General features: G+C 73.3%; 15 protein-coding genes. 4 read left to right on the forward strand and 11 right to left on the reverse strand.

What is annotated here, in order from left to right; all coding sequences use genetic code 11:
* Window positions 1-54: 54 nt before the first annotated feature.
* The 8 genes from hemL to hemE form a co-directional block, all read right to left on the reverse strand.
* Window positions 55-1365 (reverse strand): glutamate-1-semialdehyde 2,1-aminomutase, encoded by a 1311-nt coding sequence (gene hemL, locus ABD912_RS03460; RefSeq protein WP_345148495.1) that lies wholly within the window; start codon window positions 1363-1365, stop codon window positions 55-57.
* 3 nt (window positions 1366-1368) lie between these two features.
* Window positions 1369-2352 carry a porphobilinogen synthase gene (hemB, locus tag ABD912_RS03465; protein WP_345148497.1) on the reverse strand — a complete coding sequence of 328 codons (984 nt, stop codon included), beginning with the start codon at window positions 2350-2352 and terminating at the stop codon, window positions 1369-1371.
* 38 nt (window positions 2353-2390) lie between these two features.
* Complete coding sequence (locus ABD912_RS03470; protein WP_345148499.1) at window positions 2391-3374, reverse strand: uroporphyrinogen-III synthase; 984 nt, start codon at window positions 3372-3374, stop codon at window positions 2391-2393.
* 55 nt (window positions 3375-3429) lie between these two features.
* Entirely contained in the window at window positions 3430-4476 is a 1047-nt protein-coding gene (gene hemC / locus ABD912_RS03475) for a hydroxymethylbilane synthase (protein ID WP_345148501.1), read from the reverse strand.
* Window positions 4473-5687, reverse strand: coding sequence for a ferrochelatase (locus ABD912_RS03480; protein WP_345148503.1), 1215 nt, complete (start codon window positions 5685-5687; stop codon window positions 4473-4475). Before ABD912_RS03480 ends, hemC begins: the two co-directional genes overlap by 4 nt.
* Window positions 5687-6367 (reverse strand): hydrogen peroxide-dependent heme synthase, encoded by a 681-nt coding sequence (gene hemQ / locus ABD912_RS03485; RefSeq protein ID WP_345149393.1) that lies wholly within the window; start codon window positions 6365-6367, stop codon window positions 5687-5689. The genes ABD912_RS03480 and hemQ overlap by 1 nt, the downstream gene beginning before the upstream one ends.
* 96 nt (window positions 6368-6463) lie before the next feature.
* A complete protein-coding gene (locus ABD912_RS03490) occupies window positions 6464-7975 on the reverse strand; it encodes a protoporphyrinogen/coproporphyrinogen oxidase (RefSeq protein WP_345148505.1) in 1512 nt (503 codons plus the stop codon).
* Window positions 7976-8018: 43 nt separating this feature from the next.
* Window positions 8019-9098 carry a uroporphyrinogen decarboxylase gene (hemE, locus tag ABD912_RS03495; RefSeq protein ID WP_345148507.1) on the reverse strand — a complete coding sequence of 360 codons (1080 nt, stop codon included), beginning with the start codon at window positions 9096-9098 and terminating at the stop codon, window positions 8019-8021.
* Window positions 9099-9234: 136 nt separating this feature from the next.
* Between hemE and ABD912_RS03500 the strand changes: the two genes are divergently transcribed.
* On the forward strand, window positions 9235-10605 hold the full coding sequence (locus ABD912_RS03500; RefSeq protein WP_345148509.1) for a glutamyl-tRNA reductase: 1371 nt from the start codon (window positions 9235-9237) through the stop codon (window positions 10603-10605).
* A gap of 558 nt (window positions 10606-11163) precedes the next feature.
* On the opposite strand, the gene moeB is transcribed toward ABD912_RS03500, so the two are convergent.
* Window positions 11164-12357, reverse strand: a complete 1194-nt coding sequence (gene moeB / locus ABD912_RS03505) for a molybdopterin-synthase adenylyltransferase MoeB (protein WP_345148511.1) — start codon at window positions 12355-12357, stop codon at window positions 11164-11166.
* A 140-nt stretch (window positions 12358-12497) separates the two neighbouring features.
* Between moeB and ABD912_RS03510 the strand changes: the two genes are divergently transcribed.
* Together ABD912_RS03510 and ABD912_RS03515 are read left to right on the forward strand one after the other, a co-directional pair.
* A complete protein-coding gene (locus ABD912_RS03510; protein WP_345149394.1) occupies window positions 12498-13079 on the forward strand; it encodes a TetR/AcrR family transcriptional regulator in 582 nt (193 codons plus the stop codon).
* A 64-nt stretch (window positions 13080-13143) separates the two neighbouring features.
* Complete coding sequence (locus tag ABD912_RS03515) at window positions 13144-13371, forward strand: DUF3107 domain-containing protein (RefSeq protein ID WP_345148512.1); 228 nt, start codon at window positions 13144-13146, stop codon at window positions 13369-13371.
* Window positions 13372-13508: 137 nt separating this feature from the next.
* On the opposite strand, the gene ABD912_RS03520 is transcribed toward ABD912_RS03515, so the two are convergent.
* Both ABD912_RS03520 and ABD912_RS03525 read right to left on the reverse strand, forming a co-directional pair.
* Complete coding sequence (locus tag ABD912_RS03520; protein WP_345148514.1) at window positions 13509-13871, reverse strand: 4a-hydroxytetrahydrobiopterin dehydratase; 363 nt, start codon at window positions 13869-13871, stop codon at window positions 13509-13511.
* A gap of 53 nt (window positions 13872-13924) precedes the next feature.
* Window positions 13925-14608: a ferritin-like fold-containing protein gene (locus ABD912_RS03525; protein ID WP_345148515.1), complete on the reverse strand. Its 684-nt coding sequence runs from the start codon at window positions 14606-14608 to the stop codon at window positions 13925-13927.
* Between the two features lie 41 nt (window positions 14609-14649).
* On the opposite strand from ABD912_RS03525, the gene ABD912_RS03530 reads away from it, so the two are divergent.
* Complete coding sequence (locus tag ABD912_RS03530; RefSeq protein ID WP_345148517.1) at window positions 14650-16179, forward strand: RNB domain-containing ribonuclease; 1530 nt, start codon at window positions 14650-14652, stop codon at window positions 16177-16179.
* The last annotated feature ends 271 nt before the right edge of the window (window positions 16180-16450 follow it).

Consider the following 16450-nt stretch of genomic DNA (forward strand, 5'->3'; position numbering starts at 1 on the left):
CCCGCACCTTCCCCCGGGAAGGTGCGGGCCGTCGTCGTACCGCGTGCGGGCCGGCTACTCCGGCTGCGCGGCAGCGGCGGCACGGGCGGCCGCCGGCAGGGCGGCGTGGATCTTCGCCATGGCCTCGTCATCGTGGGCGGCGGAGAGGAACCAGGCCTCGAACACGCTCGGCGGCAGGTAGACGCCGGAATCGAGCATGCTGTGGAAGAACGGGCGGTAGCGGAACGCCTCCTGCGCCTGCGCCTGGGCGTAGTTGTGCACACCGGTCGCCGAGGTGCCGAAGGCGACCGAGAACAGGTTCCCGGCACGCTGGATGGAGTGGTCCACGCCCTCGGCGTCCAGCGCGGCGGAAAGCGCGGCGGACAGTTCCAGGGAGCGCCGGTCGATGAAGGCGTAGACCTCCGGGGTGGCCAGGGTCAGCGTGGCGACGCCGGCGGCCATGGCCACCGGGTTCCCGGAGAGCGTGCCGGCCTGGTAGACCGGGCCGATCGGCGCCAGGTAGTCCATGACCTCGGCGCGCCCGCCCAGCGCGGCGGCGGGCAGGCCTCCGCCGATGACCTTGCCGAAGGTGAACAGGTCCGGGGTCCAGCCCTCGTTCGCCCCGGTCAGGCCCCAGTAGCCGGCCCAGCCGGTGCGGAAGCCGGTGAGGACCTCGTCGAGGATGAGCAGGGCGCCGTGCTCGGCGGTGGTGCGGGAGAGGAACGCGTTGAAGCCCTCGTCCGGGGTGACCACGCCCATGTTGGCCGGCGCGGCCTCGGTGATCACGGCGGCGATGCGGTCGCCGTACTTGGCGAACGCGGCCTTCACGGCGGCGGTGTCGTTGTAGGGCAGCACCAGGGTCTCGGCGGTGGTGGCCGCGGTGACGCCGGCGGATCCGGGCATCGCCATGGTCGCCAGCCCGGAGCCTGCGGAGGCCAGCAGCGAGTCCAGGTGGCCGTGGTAGCAGCCGGAGAACTTCACGATCAGGTCCCGGCCGGTGAAGCCGCGGGCCAGGCGCACCGCGGTCATGGTGGCCTCGGTGCCGGTGGAGACCATGCGGATGCGTTCGACGCCGGGCACGCGCTCCATGACCAGTTCGGCCAGCCGGGTCTCGTCCGGGGTGGAGGCCCCGAAGGAGAGCCCGTGGTCGACGGCGGCGTGCACCGCCGCGAGCACGTCCGGGTGGGAGTGGCCCAGCAGTGCCGGGCCCCAGGAGCAGACCAGGTCCACGTAGCGGACCCCGTCGGCGTCGGTCAGGTAGGCGCCGTGGGCGTCCACCATGAAGCGGGGGGTGCCGCCCACGGAACCGAAGGCGCGCACCGGCGAGTTCACGCCGCCGGGCATCAGCTTCCGGGCGCGCTCGAAGAGTTCGTTGGAGGAGGTCATGGTCTACTTTCCTTCTTTCAGCCAGCCGGCCAGTTCGGCGGCCCAGTACGTCAGCACGGTGTCGGCACCGGCGCGGCGGATGCCCAGGACGGATTCGGTGATGGCGGCCCGGCGGTCGATCCAGCCGTGCGCGGCGGCGGCCTCGATCATCGCGTATTCGCCGGAGATCTGGTAGGCGGACACCGGGACCGGGGACATCGCGGCGATGTCGGCGACGATGTCCAGGTAGCTCATGGCCGGCTTGACCATGACCATGTCGGCGCCCTCGGCCAGGTCCAGTTCCACCTCGAGGATCGCCTCGCGGCGGTTGGCGGCATCCATCTGGTAGGTGCGGCGGTCCCCCTGCAGCTGGGAGTCCACGGCCTCGCGGAACGGCCCGTAGAACGCGGAGGCGTACTTCGCGGCGTAAGCCAGCACCGACACATCCTGGTGGCCGGCGAGGTCGAGGGCCTGGCGGATCACGGCGACCTGGCCGTCCATCATGCCGGAGGGGCCGAGCATGTGCGCGCCGGCCTCCGCCTGCGCCACGGCCATCTCCGCGTAGATTTCCAGCGTGGCGTCGTTGTCCACGCGTCCGGCCTCGTCCAGGACGCCGCAGTGGCCGTGGTCGGTGAACTCGTCGAGGCAGACGTCGCTCATGACCACCAGCGCGTCGCCCACCTCGGCGCGCACGTCGCGGATGGCCCGGTTGAGCACGCCGTCGGGATCCACGCCGGCGCTGCCGGTGGCATCGCGCTCCTCGGGGATGCCGAAGAGCATGATGCCGCCCAGGCCCAGCCCGGCGGCCTCGGCGGCGGCACGCTTGAGCGTGTCCGTGGTGTGCTGCACCACGCCGGGCATCGACTGGATCGGGTTCGGTTCGGCAAGGCCCTCGCGGATGAACGCCGGCAGGATCAGTTGCTGGGGGGCGATCAGGGTCTCCGCGGCGAGGCGCCGCATGGCGGGAGTGGTGCGCAGGCGGCGGGGCCGGTGCTGGGGGAAGCTCACGTCGGTTCCTTCGTGGTCGGTTCTGCGGGCGGGGTCGGTCATGTGGATGGGGCCGGCGGGGGTGGTGCGGCGGGGGCCGCCAGCGCGGTGGCCCAGGCCTCGGCAAGCCCTGCCGGGGTGGGCAGGGACGCGGTCGCGGCCGGCGCCAGGCCCAGCCGCTGGAGTTCGGCGGCGGTACTGCGGCCGATCGCCACCAGCGCCACGGAGGCCGGCGGAGCGGGCGCGAGCGCGGCGAACCGGCGCGCGATGCTCGGCGAGGACAGCAGGACCGCGTCGATGCGGCCGGCCTCCAGCCGCGCCGCCAGCTCCGCCGGCGCCAGGATCTCGGCGCCGCGCCGGCCACCCCGTTCCGCAGCGGGTTCGACGGCGGGTTCGGCGGCGGATCCGGCCTCGGGTTCGGCGCCGCCGGCCACGCGGCGGGCGGGGTCGGCGGGGGCGTCCACCGTCCGGTAGGCGACCACCGCCTCGGTGTCCCAGCCGCGGGAGCGAAGGCCCTCCTCCAGCGTGGGCGCGGCCAGGTCCGCCTGCGGGAGGTAGACCGTCCGCTCCCGCCGTTGCGATGAGGTTGGCGGCTCCGCGGAGGGGGACGCCTCGGGCCAGCCGGCGACGAGGCCTTCGGCGGAATGGTCGGAGGCCGGGAGGAAGTCGACGTGCCATCCGGCGTCCGCGGCGGCGCGGGCAGTGGCGTCTCCGACGACGGCCAGGCGGGTTCCGGCGGGCACCGCCAGCTCCAGGCCCAGGGCCCGGCAGCGCTGCTGCAGCACCCGCACCGTGGTGACGCTGGTGAGGACGATCCACCGATGGCCGCCGGCCAGGAACCGGCGCAGAGAATCGTCCAGGGCCGCGGTGTCGGCAGGCAGTTCGAAGTCGATCAGCGGGCACACCACGGCGCGGGCTCCCCGCGCCGCGAGCTCGGCCACGGTGGTGCCGGCCCGGTCGGGGCTGCGCAGCACGGCCGCGGTCAGCCCGGAGAGCGCCCCGGCGGAGGCTCCGGGAGCACGGCCGGGTGCGCCGGCGGGCACTGGCCCCTCCGGCGCACCCTTGGACGCATTGCGTGGCCTGCTTCCGGGCACGGGGTCAGTGCCCTTCCGGATCGACCGGGGCATCCGTGTGCAGGTCCGCCAGGGCCGCGGCGCCTTCGCCGAGCAGCAGCTCGGCCAGCGAGCGGCCCACCAGCTCGGCCCCGGACACGGTGAGGTCCTGGCCGGTGGCGGAGCGGCGCAGCACCTCGGTGCCGTCGGTGCTGCAGACCGCGGCCTCAAGCACCAGGGTCTCCCCCTCCACCCGGGCCAGTGCGCCGATGGGCGCACTGCAGCCGGCCTCGAGCCGGGCCAGCAGGGCCCGCTCGGCGGTGACGGCCAGCCGGGTGCCGTTGTCGTCGAGGGCGGCCAGCGCGTCGGCGAGCTTGCCGGCCGCGGCGGTCTCCGGGCGGCATTCCACCGCCAGCGAGCCCTGCCCGGGCGCTGGCAGCATGACGGCGGGGTCCAGGTACTCGGTGATGTGGTCCTGCAGGCCCAGCCGGAGCAGTCCGGCGGAGGCCAGCACGACGGCGTCCAGGTCGCCCTGGGAGCCGCGGCCCACGCCGCCGTCGTCCGCCGCGGGCGCCTGGCCCTTGACCCGGCCGAGGCGGGTGCCCACGTTGCCGCGGATGTCCACGACCTCCAGGTCCGGGCGGGCGGCGCGCAGCTGCGCGGCCCGGCGCGGGGACCCGGTGCCGACCGTCGCGCCGGCTGGCAGCGTGTCCAGGGTCAGCCCGTCGCGCGCGCAGAGCGCGTCGCGCACGTCCACCCGGCGCGGCGTTGCCGCGATGACCAGGCCCGGGGGCTGCTTGGAGGGCAGGTCCTTGAGCGAGTGGATGGCCACGTCGCATTCGCCCTCCAGAAGGGCGACGCGCAGCGCCGCGGCGAACACTCCGGTGCCTCCCAACTGGGACAGCGGCCCGGATTTGACGTCGCCCTCGGTCTTGACGCGGACCAGCTCGTAGGGCAGCCCGGATTCGGCGGCCAGCGCCTCGGCGACCGTGGTGGTCTGCGTGACCGCCAGCGCGCTGCCGCGGGTGCCGACGACGAAGCCGGTCTCGGTGCCCGTCGTCGCGTTTTCGGCGGTCAGGTTTTCCGTGCTCATGCCTGCGGCACCCCCACTTCCGAGTCGACGGCGGCGACGGTCGGCCGCACGGTCCCGTCCCGCATCACCTTGACGCAGCAGTTGGCCCGGCAGACGTCGAACCAGGGGCCCAGCTCCGCCTCGGTGGCGCGGCCCTCAAGCAGCGCGGAGCCGTCCGGGCCGGCCAGGCGTTCGCAGACCATGTCCACGATGCCGCGCACGAACTTCGCGTGCGTGCCGGCGGTGGGGACGCGGTGGAAGGCCAGCCCCAGGTCGGCGCAGGTCTGCTTCGCCTCGGTGTCCAGGTCCCAGACCACCTCCATGTGGTCGGAGACGAAGCCGATCGGCACCACGACGGCGCCGCGGGTTCCGGCCGCGGCGTACCCGGTGAGCGCGTCGTTGATGTCCGGCTCCAGCCACGGCACGTGCGGGGCGCCGGAACGGGACTGGAACACCAGCGACCACTCCACTCCCTCGGCCTCCGGGACGCGGGCCAGGATGGCGCGGGCGACGGAGAGGTGCTGGGCCGAGTAGACGTCGGTGTCCAGTTCGGCCGCGAGTTCGCGCGGGCCGGCGGCCTCCGCGTCGGAGGTCGGGATCGAGTGCGTGGTGAACACGATCCGGATCGGGCCCTCGGGCTCACCGGCGGCGGCCAGCTGGGCGCGCACGTCGGCCAGGCCGGCCGCGAGGCCCTCCACGAACGGTTCCACGAAGCCGGGGTGGTCGAAGTACTGGCGGACCTTGTCCACCTCCAGCTGGCCTTCCAGCCCGGTCTCCCGCAGTCCCACGCCGAGGTCCTCGCGGTACTGGCGGCAGCTGGAGTATCCGGCGTAGGCGCTGGTGGAGAACATCAGGACCCGGCGGTGGCCGTCGGCGTGGATCTGCCGCAGCGTCGGCTGGATGTAGGGCGCCCAGTTGCGGTTGCCCCAGTAGACCGGCAGCTCGAGCCCGCGCGCGGCGAGCTCGGCCTCGAGCGCGGCCTTCAGCGCGCGGTTCTGCGCGTTGATGGGGCTGATGCCGCCGTTGGCGCGGTAGTGGGTGGCGACCGCCTCAAGGCGCTCGTCCGGGATGCCGCGGCCGGCGGTGACGTTGCGCAGGAACGGGATGACGTCGTCCTGGCCCTCCGGCCCGCCGAAGGACGCCAGCAGGAGGGCGTCATAGGGCTTCGGGGCCATCCGTCCGGCGGCGTCGTACCCTTCCCGCGGGTCGAACACGTGCTGGGGGGCCTGCATCAGCGCAGGACCTCGGCGACCTCGGCGGTGGAGATCCGGCGGCCGGTGAAGAACGGAATCTCCTCGCGCACGTGCTGGCGGGCCTCGGTGTAGCGCAGGTGGCGCATCATGTCGACAAGGTCGATCACGTCCGGGGCCTCCAGGGCGATCATCCACTCGTAGTCGCCAAGAGCGAACGCCGCCACCGTGTTGGCGAGCACGTTCGGGAAATCGCGGCCGAGGATGCCGTGGTCGCGCAGCATCTTGCCGCGTTCCTTCGGGTCCAGCAGGTACCAGTCCAGCGAGCGGACGAACGGGTAGACGCAGAGCCATTCCTTCGGCTCGACGCCGCGGGCGAACGCCGGCGAGTGGTCCTTGGCGAACTCGGCCTCGCGGTGCACGCCGAACGAGGACCAGACCAGGCTGGTCTCGGCGAACAGGTAGGTGCGGCGAACCTTGCGCAGGGCCTCCTGGAGGCCTTCGAACGTCGCGCCGTGCAGCCACACCATCACGTCGGCATCGGCGCGCATGGCGGAGACGTCGTAGGTGCCGCGCAGCTCAACGCCTTCGGCGGCCAGTTCGGCCACGAGCGCGTCGAACGCGGCCACGCCCTCGGAGCGGTCCAGGTCGGAGTCGCGCTTGAAGACCGACCACAGCGTGTAGTACATCGTCGCGCCCTCGGCGTTGGCGCGCTCGGCCATCACCGGGCTGTTGTGCTCCGGCTGGTACGGGGTGGGCTGGCTCATGGGATGTGTGCCTCTTTTTCTGCGGGTGGATCGGATCTGGTCTGGATTGTTTCAGGTGGCGCTGACGGCCAGCCGGGAGCGGGTGTCGGCGACGACCGCCGCCAGCCCGGTCCCGGAGAGCCAGCCGCCAACGACGTCGAGCCCGGGCAGCGCCTCGATGGCGGTGCGGAAGGCGGCGACGCGGTCGCGGTGCCCGGTGGTGGCAAAGGGCAGGGCGCCGTCGAAGCGGACCACGTCCCAGCCCAGCACGTCCTTTTCCTCCAGCGCGGTGCCCAGCAGCGCGGACGCGTCGGCGACGGCCTGGTGGCGCAGGGTGGCGTCGTCGGCGTCGGCAAGCCGGGCGGCCTCCGCGGAGAGCCGGCCGTAGGACAGGCGCAGCACGTGGGTGCCGGGGCCGGCCTCGTCCGCGAGCCACTGCCACTTGGCGCTGGCATGGGTGAGCGCCTTCGCGCCGATGCCGGCGGTGCCGGGCGCCACCAGCAGGCCGGTGCCGCGCGGGGCCGCATCGAGTTCGGGCTTGTCCACCACCAGGGTCACCAGGGACACCCCGGCCCCGGCGGCGGGCCGGTGTTCGGCGAGGACGGGCAGCAGCGGGGAGAGCAGGTCGACGGCGGCCGGGCCCTCGGTGGCGACGACCACGCGTGCGGCTCCCACCGTGCGCTGGCCGTCCGCGTCCGCGACGGTGACGGACCACGGCTGTTCCGTGCCGGCGTCGTGCCCCACCCGCACCACCTTGGTGCCGGTGTGCAGGACGGCGCCGCGGGCGCGCAGGTCCTCCACCAGCGCCGTGGTGAGCCGGTTCATGCCGCCGGCGATGCCGCCCACGGCGGAGCCCGCCGGGGCGGCGGCACGCAGCGCGGCCACGGCGCGGGCCAGCGAGCCGTGCTCGACGACAGCCGCGCGCAGCCCGGGCGCCACGGTGTCCACGTCCAGGGTGTCGGGGTCGGCCGAGTGCACGCCGGCAACGACCGGGGTGACCAGGGTGTCCAGGACGGCCGAGCCCATCCGGGACCGGACCAGGGAGCCCAGGCTGAGCGTGCCTTCGGCCAGGCGCTTGGGCACCGGCAGGGCCAGGTCGGCGGCGGCGCGCAGGCAGCCGGAGGTGCCGATCGCGGACTTCACGTCCTCGGCCCAGGGATCCCCCGGGATGCCGAGGATTCCGGTGGCCGGCAGCGGCTGGGCCACCGGCTGGCCGTGGCGTTCGAAGTGCAGCCAGGCGCCGCCGGGCCGGGGGGCGACGATCAGCTCGCCCAGGCCGAGTTCGGTGGCCAGGTCCGCGACGGCGGTGGAGCGGGTCGCGAACGATTCCGCGCCGGCGTCCAGGGCCAGGCCGGCGACCTCGTGGCCGCGGACGCAGCCGCCCCAGGCGGCGGAGGACTCGAAGACCTCGACGCTGTGCCCGCTGAGCGCAAGTTCGCGGGCAGCGACCAGGCCGGAGATGCCGCCGCCGACCACGACGGCCCGCGGACCCGGGGGCGCGGCGTCGGGGTGGTGCGCGTGGCCGGGACGCAGCCGCTCCAGGCCGTGGTGGAGCCCTTGCTGGAGTGAGTTCCGGTGTGGCATCGGAAGTCCTTTCGTCGCGGGTGCCGGGCGGGACCCTTGGGCCCTAGGCGAGCGGAGACTCTCCCGGGGCGATCGAGTGGATGAGGTCGACCACGCGGGTCAGGACCGCGGGGTCGGTTTCCGGGGGCACCCCGTGGCCAAGGTTGACCACGTGGCCCGGGGCGGCGGCGCCGGCGGCGAGGACCTCCCGGACGTGTCCTTCGAGCACCTCCCACGGCGCGTTGAGCAGTGCCGGGTCGATGTTCCCCTGCAGCGGGGTGGTCCCGCCGAGGCGGCGGCTGGCCTCGTCCAGGGGAAGGCGGTAGTCCACGCCCACGACGTCCACGCCGACGCTGCGCATGGCGGCCAACAGTTCGGAGGTGCCGGTGCCGAAGTGCACCAGCGGGGCGCCCAGGTCGCGGACATGGTCCAGGGCCCGGGCGGAGGCGGCGGCGACGTGGCGTTCGTAGTCGGCCAGGCCCAGGCTGCCGGCCCAGGAATCGAAGAGCTGCCCGGCGCTGGCGCCGGCCTCGAGCTGGGCGCGCAGGAACGCGCCGGACGCATCGGCGGCCCACGCCGCAAGGGCCTGCCAGGCCTCCGGATCGGCATGCATCATGGTGCGCGGGCCCAGGTGGTCGCGGGAGGGCTTGCCCTCCACCATGTAGGCGGCCAGCGTGAAGGGGGCGCCGGCGAAGCCGATCAGCGGAGTGGAGCCGAGTTCGGCAACGGTCAGGGCGACGGCCTCGCGGATCGGGTCCAGCGCGGAGTCCTCGAGGCGGGGCAGCTTGCGCACGTCGCTGGCGCTGCGCACCGGGGATCCCAGCACCGGGCCGACGCCGGGAACGATGTCGACGTCGACTCCGGCCAGGCGCAGCGGGATCACGATGTCGGAGAAGAAGATGCCGGCGTCCACGTCGTGGCGGCGGACCGGCTGCAGGGTGATTTCCGCGGCCAGTTCGGGCTTGAGGCACGATTCGAGCATGCCGATTCCCTCGCGCACCTTGCGGTACTCGGGCAGCGACCGGCCGGCCTGGCGCATGAACCACACCGGGCGGCGGCTCGGGGCACCTCCCCGGTAGGCAGTGATCAGCGGGGATCCGGCAGTACGGCCATCCATCAGCGGGTGGCTTGCGCTCAACGTCATGCCTCCGATTCTGCCAAGTTGCGCCCCGGAACTGTAATCCGGGACCGATCCGGGCCCACGAAGTGGCGGAGGACACCCCCTACGGGCCGCGCGGGTGGGTCCGGGCGCCCCGAAGGGGGGCTACCATGGGACCATTGTGGTTTTCGTATCGCTTGTCGCCTCCCATTCGGATATTGACCTCGAGACCGTTGCGCTGCTGAGCGCCGGATCGTCCGGGGTCGCTTCCGCCGTGCTCGACGGCACCACCCCGGTTTCCGGTGCGGTGGTGCTGGCCACCTGCAACCGCTACGAGGTCTACTGCGAGGCCCCGCGCGAGGACGACGTCGAGGCCGCCCGCTCCGCCGTGATCGCCCAGATCAGCCGCGCGTCCGGACTCACCGAGCACCAGGTCTCCACGGCCCTGGCCACCAAGACCGGCGCGGACGCCGTCGACCACCTCTTCTCCGTGGGCGCCGGGCTGGACTCCGCGGTCATCGGCGAACGCGAGATCGCCGGGCAGGTCCGCCGGGCCCTGATCGAGGCCCAGCAGAAGGGCACCGCCTCCGGGCCGCTGGTGCGCCTGTTCCAGATCGCCTCCCGCACCGCCAAGGAGGTCGGCACCCGCACCGCCCTGGGCGGCCGCGGCCTGTCGATCGTGTCCGTCGCCCTGGACCTGGCTGCGGACCTCTCCCCCGATGCCGGGTGGGCGGACAAGTCCGTCGTCGTCTTCGGCACCGGCGCCTACGCCGGCGCCACGATGGCACTGCTGAAGGAACGCGGCGTCGTGGACCTCTCCGTCTACTCCGCCTCCGGGCGGGCCGAGGCGTTTGTCGCGACCCGCGGCGGCACCGCACTCGACGATGAAACGCTCACCGCGGCCCTGGCCTCCGCCGACGTGCTGGTGGGCTGCTCGGGCGGGGACCGGCGCATCCTGGCCGCGGACATCGCCGCGCTGGACCGGGCGGAGCGGCCGCTGGTGGCCATCGACCTGGCCCTGACCCACGACTTCGACCCGGCCTTCGAGGACCTTGACGGGGTGGACCTGATCACCCTCGAGTCGGTCCGCATGGCCGCCCCGACGGAGCAGGCCGAGGCGCTGCGCGAGGCCCGCCGGATCGTGCGCACCGCGGCCGACGAGTTCGAGGCGGAGCAGCGCGAGCGTTCCGCGGATGCGGCGATCGTCGCCCTGCGCAAGCACACGCAGTCCGTGCTCGAGGCCGAGGTGGAAAAGGTCCGCGCCCAGCACGGCTGCACCGCCGCGGCAGAGGAAGTGGAGTTCGCGCTGCGCCGGATGATGCGCCAGCTACTGCACGTCCCGACCGTGCGCGGCCGCGAGCTCGCCGCCGAGGGGCGGGTCGACGAATACGAGGCCGCCCTGGAGACCCTCTACGGGATTTCGCCCGCCGCGGCCGGGCAGCCGGCGCCCTCCGTCAAGGCCGCCCCGCCGGCCGCCTTGGCCCACCCGCCCGTGGACTTCGGGCAGGCGCCCGGCGCCGGCCAGTGCCGGGCCACCGGCACCAACGGCTAGCTCTCCTGCACCCGCCTCTTCGCGAAAAGTGACGCGCATTCCACGAAAGTGACGCGTAAGTGCGGGTGCCCTGGCGAATCCTGACGCGTAAGTGCGGGTCCCCGCCGGAATTTTGCTCGCTTGCGGTGGGTGTTTCCGGGATTTTGCTACCTCCGAGGCAGTGTTCCGGAGATTTTGCCGCCGCCGGAGCCCTGTTCCTCGACCCCTGAGGCTGCGCTCCGCGAAGCGCAGTCCCTTGCGGCGGCCCGGTTCAGGGCACCCTGCGCACAATTCGCTGCAGCACTGCCTCCAAGCGAGCAAAATTCCTGGGGTCGGCCGAGGGGCAGGGCCGGCTGGGGCAGGACCGGCAAACAACAGGGACCCGCCGGAAACGCGGACCGGGACCACACGATTCGCGCGGGAACCCGCACAAACGCGTCAGGATTCGCCAAGGCACCCGCACTTACGCGTCACTTTTCCGCGGAAGGGCTCGCCGCGCGGGCCCGACTCGGGCGGCTCAACTCAGGCGGTCAGCCGAGGCAGGCCCGCCTCAAACGGGCGTGGTCAAGGCGGGGAACGTCAGTAGACGGGCTTGCCGGGCTCGATCCGGCTGATCCACTCGAGGATGCCGCCGGCGAGGTGGCGGGCGTCGTACCCGCGGTCCAGCAGGTGGCCGAGCACCTCGGCGGAGCGTGCACCCGATTTGCAGTGCAGCACCACGGGCACTTCGCGCGGCAACTCGGTTTCTCCGGAGAGCAGTTCGCCGCGCGGGACCAGGACAGCGCCGTCAATGGCCACGATGGCCGCCTCTCCCGCCTCGCGGACGTCCACCAGCAGGAACTCGGTCTCCCCCGCGGCCCGGGCGACCAGCAGCCGTGCCAGCTCGGCGGCGTCCAGAACCGGCAGTTCCCGCTCGGCCGGCAGACCGCAGAAGTCCGCGTAGTCGGGCAGCAGTTCGGCCGGGCGGACGGCCTCCGGGTCCGGGCGCAGCCTCACCTCGCGCCACCGCATGGCCAGCGCGTCCAGCACCAGCACCCGCCCCAGCAACGGCTCGCCGATCCCGGTGAGCAGCTTGATGGCCTCGGCGGCCATGGCGGAGCCGATCTGCCCGCACAGGGCCCCGAACACCCCGCCCTCGGCGCAGGACGGGACGGTTCCGGGCAGCGGCGGCTCCGGGTGCAGGTCCCGGTACGTCGGCCCGTTCCCGGCCCAGAACACGGTGACCTGCCCGTCGAAGCGCAGGATGGATCCCCAGACGCAGGGCTTGCCCAGGATGGCCGTGGCGTCGCTGACCAGATAGCGGGTGGCGAAACTGTCGGTGCCGTCGAGGACCAGGTCGTACCCGGCCATGATGTCCAGCGCGTTGGAGGCATCGAGCCGCTCGCGGTGCTCCACCACCCGCACCAGCGGGTTGATCCCGCGCACGGTCTCCGCGGCCGACGCCGTCTTGGGGCGCCCGACGTCGGCGGTCCCGTGGACCACTTGGCGCTGCAGGTTGGAGGCGTCGACGGCGTCGTCGTCGACGATGCCCAGCGTGCCCACGCCGGCGGCCGCCAGGTAGAGCAGCACCGGCGATCCCAGCCCGCCGGCCCCGACCACCAGCACGCGCGCGTTCTTCAGGCGGCGCTGGCCCTCCATTCCGACCTCGGGGATGATCAGGTGCCGCGAATAGCGGTTCAGTTCCTCCGCCGTCAGTTCCGGCCCGGGCGCCACCAGAGGGGCGGGGGCCGCACTGCGCACCCCGTCCCTGCCCGCGAAGTTCACGATTTCCATGCCCAACACTCTAGTTCCGCGAAGACTCCCCGGAGACGTTACCGCGCAGTAGACTGAGGGCGGTCGGAGCGCCCTGGCACCGCCCGGTCCGAAAGGCAGAAGTGAGCACCACCCCCCAGCGCGCGGCCCGCACGCCGCGCATGCCCCGCGAGGAGCGCCGCCAGCAGCTGCTGCGCGCTGCGCAGCAGGTCTTCGTCGCCCACGGCTACCACGGCGCGGCGATGGACGAGATCGCCGAGGTCGCCGAGGTCAGCAAGCCGGTGCTCTACCAACACTTTCCGGGCAAGCGGGAACTCTACCTGGCCCTGCTCGACTCCCACCTCGAGGCCCTGACGGAACTGCTCGCCCAGGCCATCGCCGGCACCCAGGACAACCGGCAGCGCGTCGACGACACCATCCGGGCCTACTACCGGTTCGTCTCCCAGGACAGCCAGGGGCACCGGATGATCTTCGAATCGGACCTGATGAACGACCCGGACGTCAGCGCCCGGCTGGAGACCTTCAACGCCCGCTTCGCCTCGGCGATCGCGGACGTGATTGTCGCGGAGACCTCCGTGCCGCATGCGCAGGCGACGCTGCTGGGCCGCGCGCTGGCCGGGATGGCGCAGGTTTCCGCGCGCTACTGGCTGGAACTGGGCGATGACGTGCCCCTTGAGGAAGCCAGTGAACTCGTGGCCCGTTTAGCTTGGCGCGGAATCGGTCGCTTCCCCAAGGAAAACTGACGTAGATTCGGTACCGGACAACCACCCGCGCCGTCCGCCGGCGCCGCCACGAAAAGGAGCGCCAATGGACGTGCGCATCGGAATCCAGAATGTCGCCCGCGAAGTCGTCGTCGAATCCGGGCAGACCGCCGAGGAGGTCGCCGCGGCCGTGAGCAAGGCCCTCACCACCGGCGGAGCCGAACTGCGCCTGACCGATGCCAAGGGCCGCGTCGTGATCGTGCCCGCCGGCGTGATCGGCTACGTGGAGATCGGCGCCGAGGAACAGCGCCGCGTGGGCTTCGCCCACTCCTGATCCCGGTCAACGAACCGCAGGGGGCCACGGCCCGCCCGCCAGGGCGGCCGTGGCCCCTTTGCGTGCCCCGTCCTTTCGTAGGCCCGCAAGGCACGACGCCGGAGCGGCCCCGCAGGCGGGCGCCGTGGCCTGCCCGGCTACGGACCCGGCCGGTCCTCCGTGACGACCTTCGCGCCGGCGTCGTGCGCGGCCGCGGAGACCGCACGCGCCAGGGCGAGGTCCTTTTCGGTGACCCGGCCCCCGGCGTCGTGCGTGGTGGTGGCCAGATGGACGGTGTTGTAGCGCCAGTCGAGGTCGGGGTGGTGGCCCTGCTCCTCCGCCAGCGCGCCGACCGTTCCGATGAACGCCACCGCGGGCGGTGCGCCGCGGAAGCGGTAGGAGGCCACCAGCCGGTCGGTGCGCAGCCGCCAGTCCGGAAGCCCGGCCAGGGCCTCCGCGAGGCCGTCCGGCGCCTGCGCGTCCGGTTCCTGCGTGTTGTCCCGAGGTGCCGCGTCGTTCATGGGAGTTCCCTTCGTCCGTGCGGCGCCGGCCCCGCCTAGCCTGTCCGGTGAATCTAGGCGGTGAGCCCCAAGGCGCTCATGCGCCGCGAGTGGTTTTCGACCAGCTTGGCGAAGAGCTCGGAGATGGCTTTCCGGCGCTCCTCCTCGCTGCCGTGCTGGAGCAGGTTGCCCCAGAAGTCGTGCTCGTCCCCGATCAGCCGGGCCTGCGTGAGCGCCTCGCCCAGCAGCCGCCGCCCCCACAAGGCCAGCCGGGAGGCCAGCCGGGGGTCGTCGGCGAGCGCGGCGCGCAGCCGTCCGCGGATCCAGCCGGTCTGTTCCTCCATGGACTGGACCTCGGCGACCAGCAGCCGGGCCTCCGCATCCAGGGCGTGGGCGATGGCACGGTAGAAGTCCCCGGAGACGGCGTCGATCACGTAGGCCTTCATCAGCGACTCGTGCCAGTCGGCGGGGCGGGTGCGCGCGTGCAGCGCGTCGATGGAGGCGACGAACGGTTCCATCGCCGCCTCCGGGTCGGCCCCGCGCGCCAGCAGGCGCTCGCGGACCGCCTCGTAGTGCCCGAACTCGGTGACCGCCAGCCGGGCCAGGGCCTCCCGGTCGGCCAGCGTCGGAGAGAACCGGGCGTCGGAGGACAGCCGCTCGAACGCAGTCAGCTCGCGGTAGGCCATGAGGCCGTAGAAGGCCGTCTCGTAGTACTCGCGGGTGCGTTCGTCGATCACGGGCGAGGACTGGTCGGTCATGCATCCAGCCTACTCCGGGCGCGGATGGGTAGGCTGGCCTCGTGGTGTATCAGCACATCGATCTGACCGCCGGAGCCCGGCGGACCGGCCTGGCCGCGGCGTTGGCCGCCCTGGAGGAGGAGTTCGGGCTGCCCCGCGGGTTCCCGGAGGATGTGCTGGCGGAGGCCCTGGCGGCGGTGGCCGCGCACCGCCGCCCCGCCGATGACCGCACCGGCATCCCGTTCGTGACCATCGATCCGCCCGGGTCCACGGACCTGGACCAGGCCGTGCACCTGTCCCGGGACGGGGAGGGCTACATCGTGCACTACGCCATCGCCGACGTGCCCGCCTTCGTGGCCGACGGCGGGGCGGTGGACCGGGAGGCCCGGCTGCGGGGGCAGACCGTCTACCTTCCGCACCGGCGCATCCCCCTGCACCCGGAGGTGATCAGCGAGGACGCCGGCAGCCTGCTCCCCCACCGGCGCCGCGGCGCCTACGTGTGGACGTTCCGGCTGGATCCCGAGGCGCGGGTGGTTTCGACGGCGCTGGTGCGCGCCGCCGTCGTCAGCCGCGCGCGGCTGACCTATGCCCAGGCGCAGAAGGCGCTCGACGCCGGCACCGCGGACGAATCCCTGGCCCTGCTGAAGGAGGTCGGGCTGAAGCGGGTGGCGCTGGAGCACGCGCGCGGCGGCGCGCACCTGCGCATCCCGGAGCAGGAGATCGAGGCGGACGACGACGGCGGGTACCGACTGGTGGCGCGGGCCCCGCTTCCGGTGGAGGACTGGAACGCGCAGATTTCGCTGCTGACCGGGATGGAGGCGGCCCGGATCATGGTGGCGGGCCGGATGGGCATCCTGCGCACGCTGCCCGAACCCGAAGGGACCGGGGTGGCCTATTTCCGCCGCAGGGCCCTGGCCCTGGGCCGGGAGTGGGAGCCGGGCATCCACTACGGGGACTTCCTGCGCTCGCTGGACCTGGCCGACCCGCGCCAGCTGGCCCTGATGCACCATGCCGCTGCACTGTTCCGCGGCGCCGGCTACACGGCGTTCGACGGCAAGGTGCCGGCGGAGCACGTGCAGGCCGCGATCGCCGCCCCGTACGCACATGCCACGGCGCCGCTGCGGCGGCTGGTGGACCGTTTTGTGCTGGTGGTGTGCGACCACCTCTTGCGCGGCGAGCCGGTTCCGCAGGGGGTGCGGCAGGCGCTGCCGCTGCTGCCGGAGCTGATGCAGCGCTCCGGCCAGCTGGCTTCGCGGGCGGAGCGGGCGGCGATCGACACGGTGGAGGCGGCACTGCTGGCCGGCAGGGTCGGCGGGCTGTTCTCCGCCGTCGTGATCGAGCCGCCGGCCGCGGCCGGACCCGAACGCGGCGGGCAGGACGGCAACGGCGGGAACGGAAAAGCGGCCGGCAACGGCGGCGGGCCGTACGGCACGCTGCAGATCGCCGATCCGCCGGTCTCCGCCCGGTTCGAGGACACCGGGCCCGAAGGCGCCCGGGTGGCGGCCGGGGAGCAGGTCACGGTCCAGCTCGCCGAGGCGGATCCGGCCACCCGGAAGGTCCTCTTCCGCACCGTGCGTGGGAACAACGGCTAGGGCGTTCGGGTGCCTCCCCGGCGCCATGGAGGGCGTCCCGGAGCGTGCCGCGACGGAGGGTGTGGGCCCGCAAGATACACTGATTGGGTATACATGGATGCCCGGTCGCTCTACGTCACGAGTTCTTCGGCAGCGTTTCACCAGCAAACCTGCCCCATGGCGCGGTCAGCTTCTTCCGCGCCGGCAGCCCGCGATCGGCTCCGCTGGATGCGCCGCTCCCGCGGTGGTCTCCGTCCCGCCCTCCGTGCGGTGCACGTTGAGCACGCCCGGC

It is taken from the genome of Arthrobacter ginkgonis (assembly GCF_039540195.1).
GTDB classification, from domain to species: Bacteria; Actinomycetota; Actinomycetes; order Actinomycetales; family Micrococcaceae; genus Zafaria; species Zafaria ginkgonis.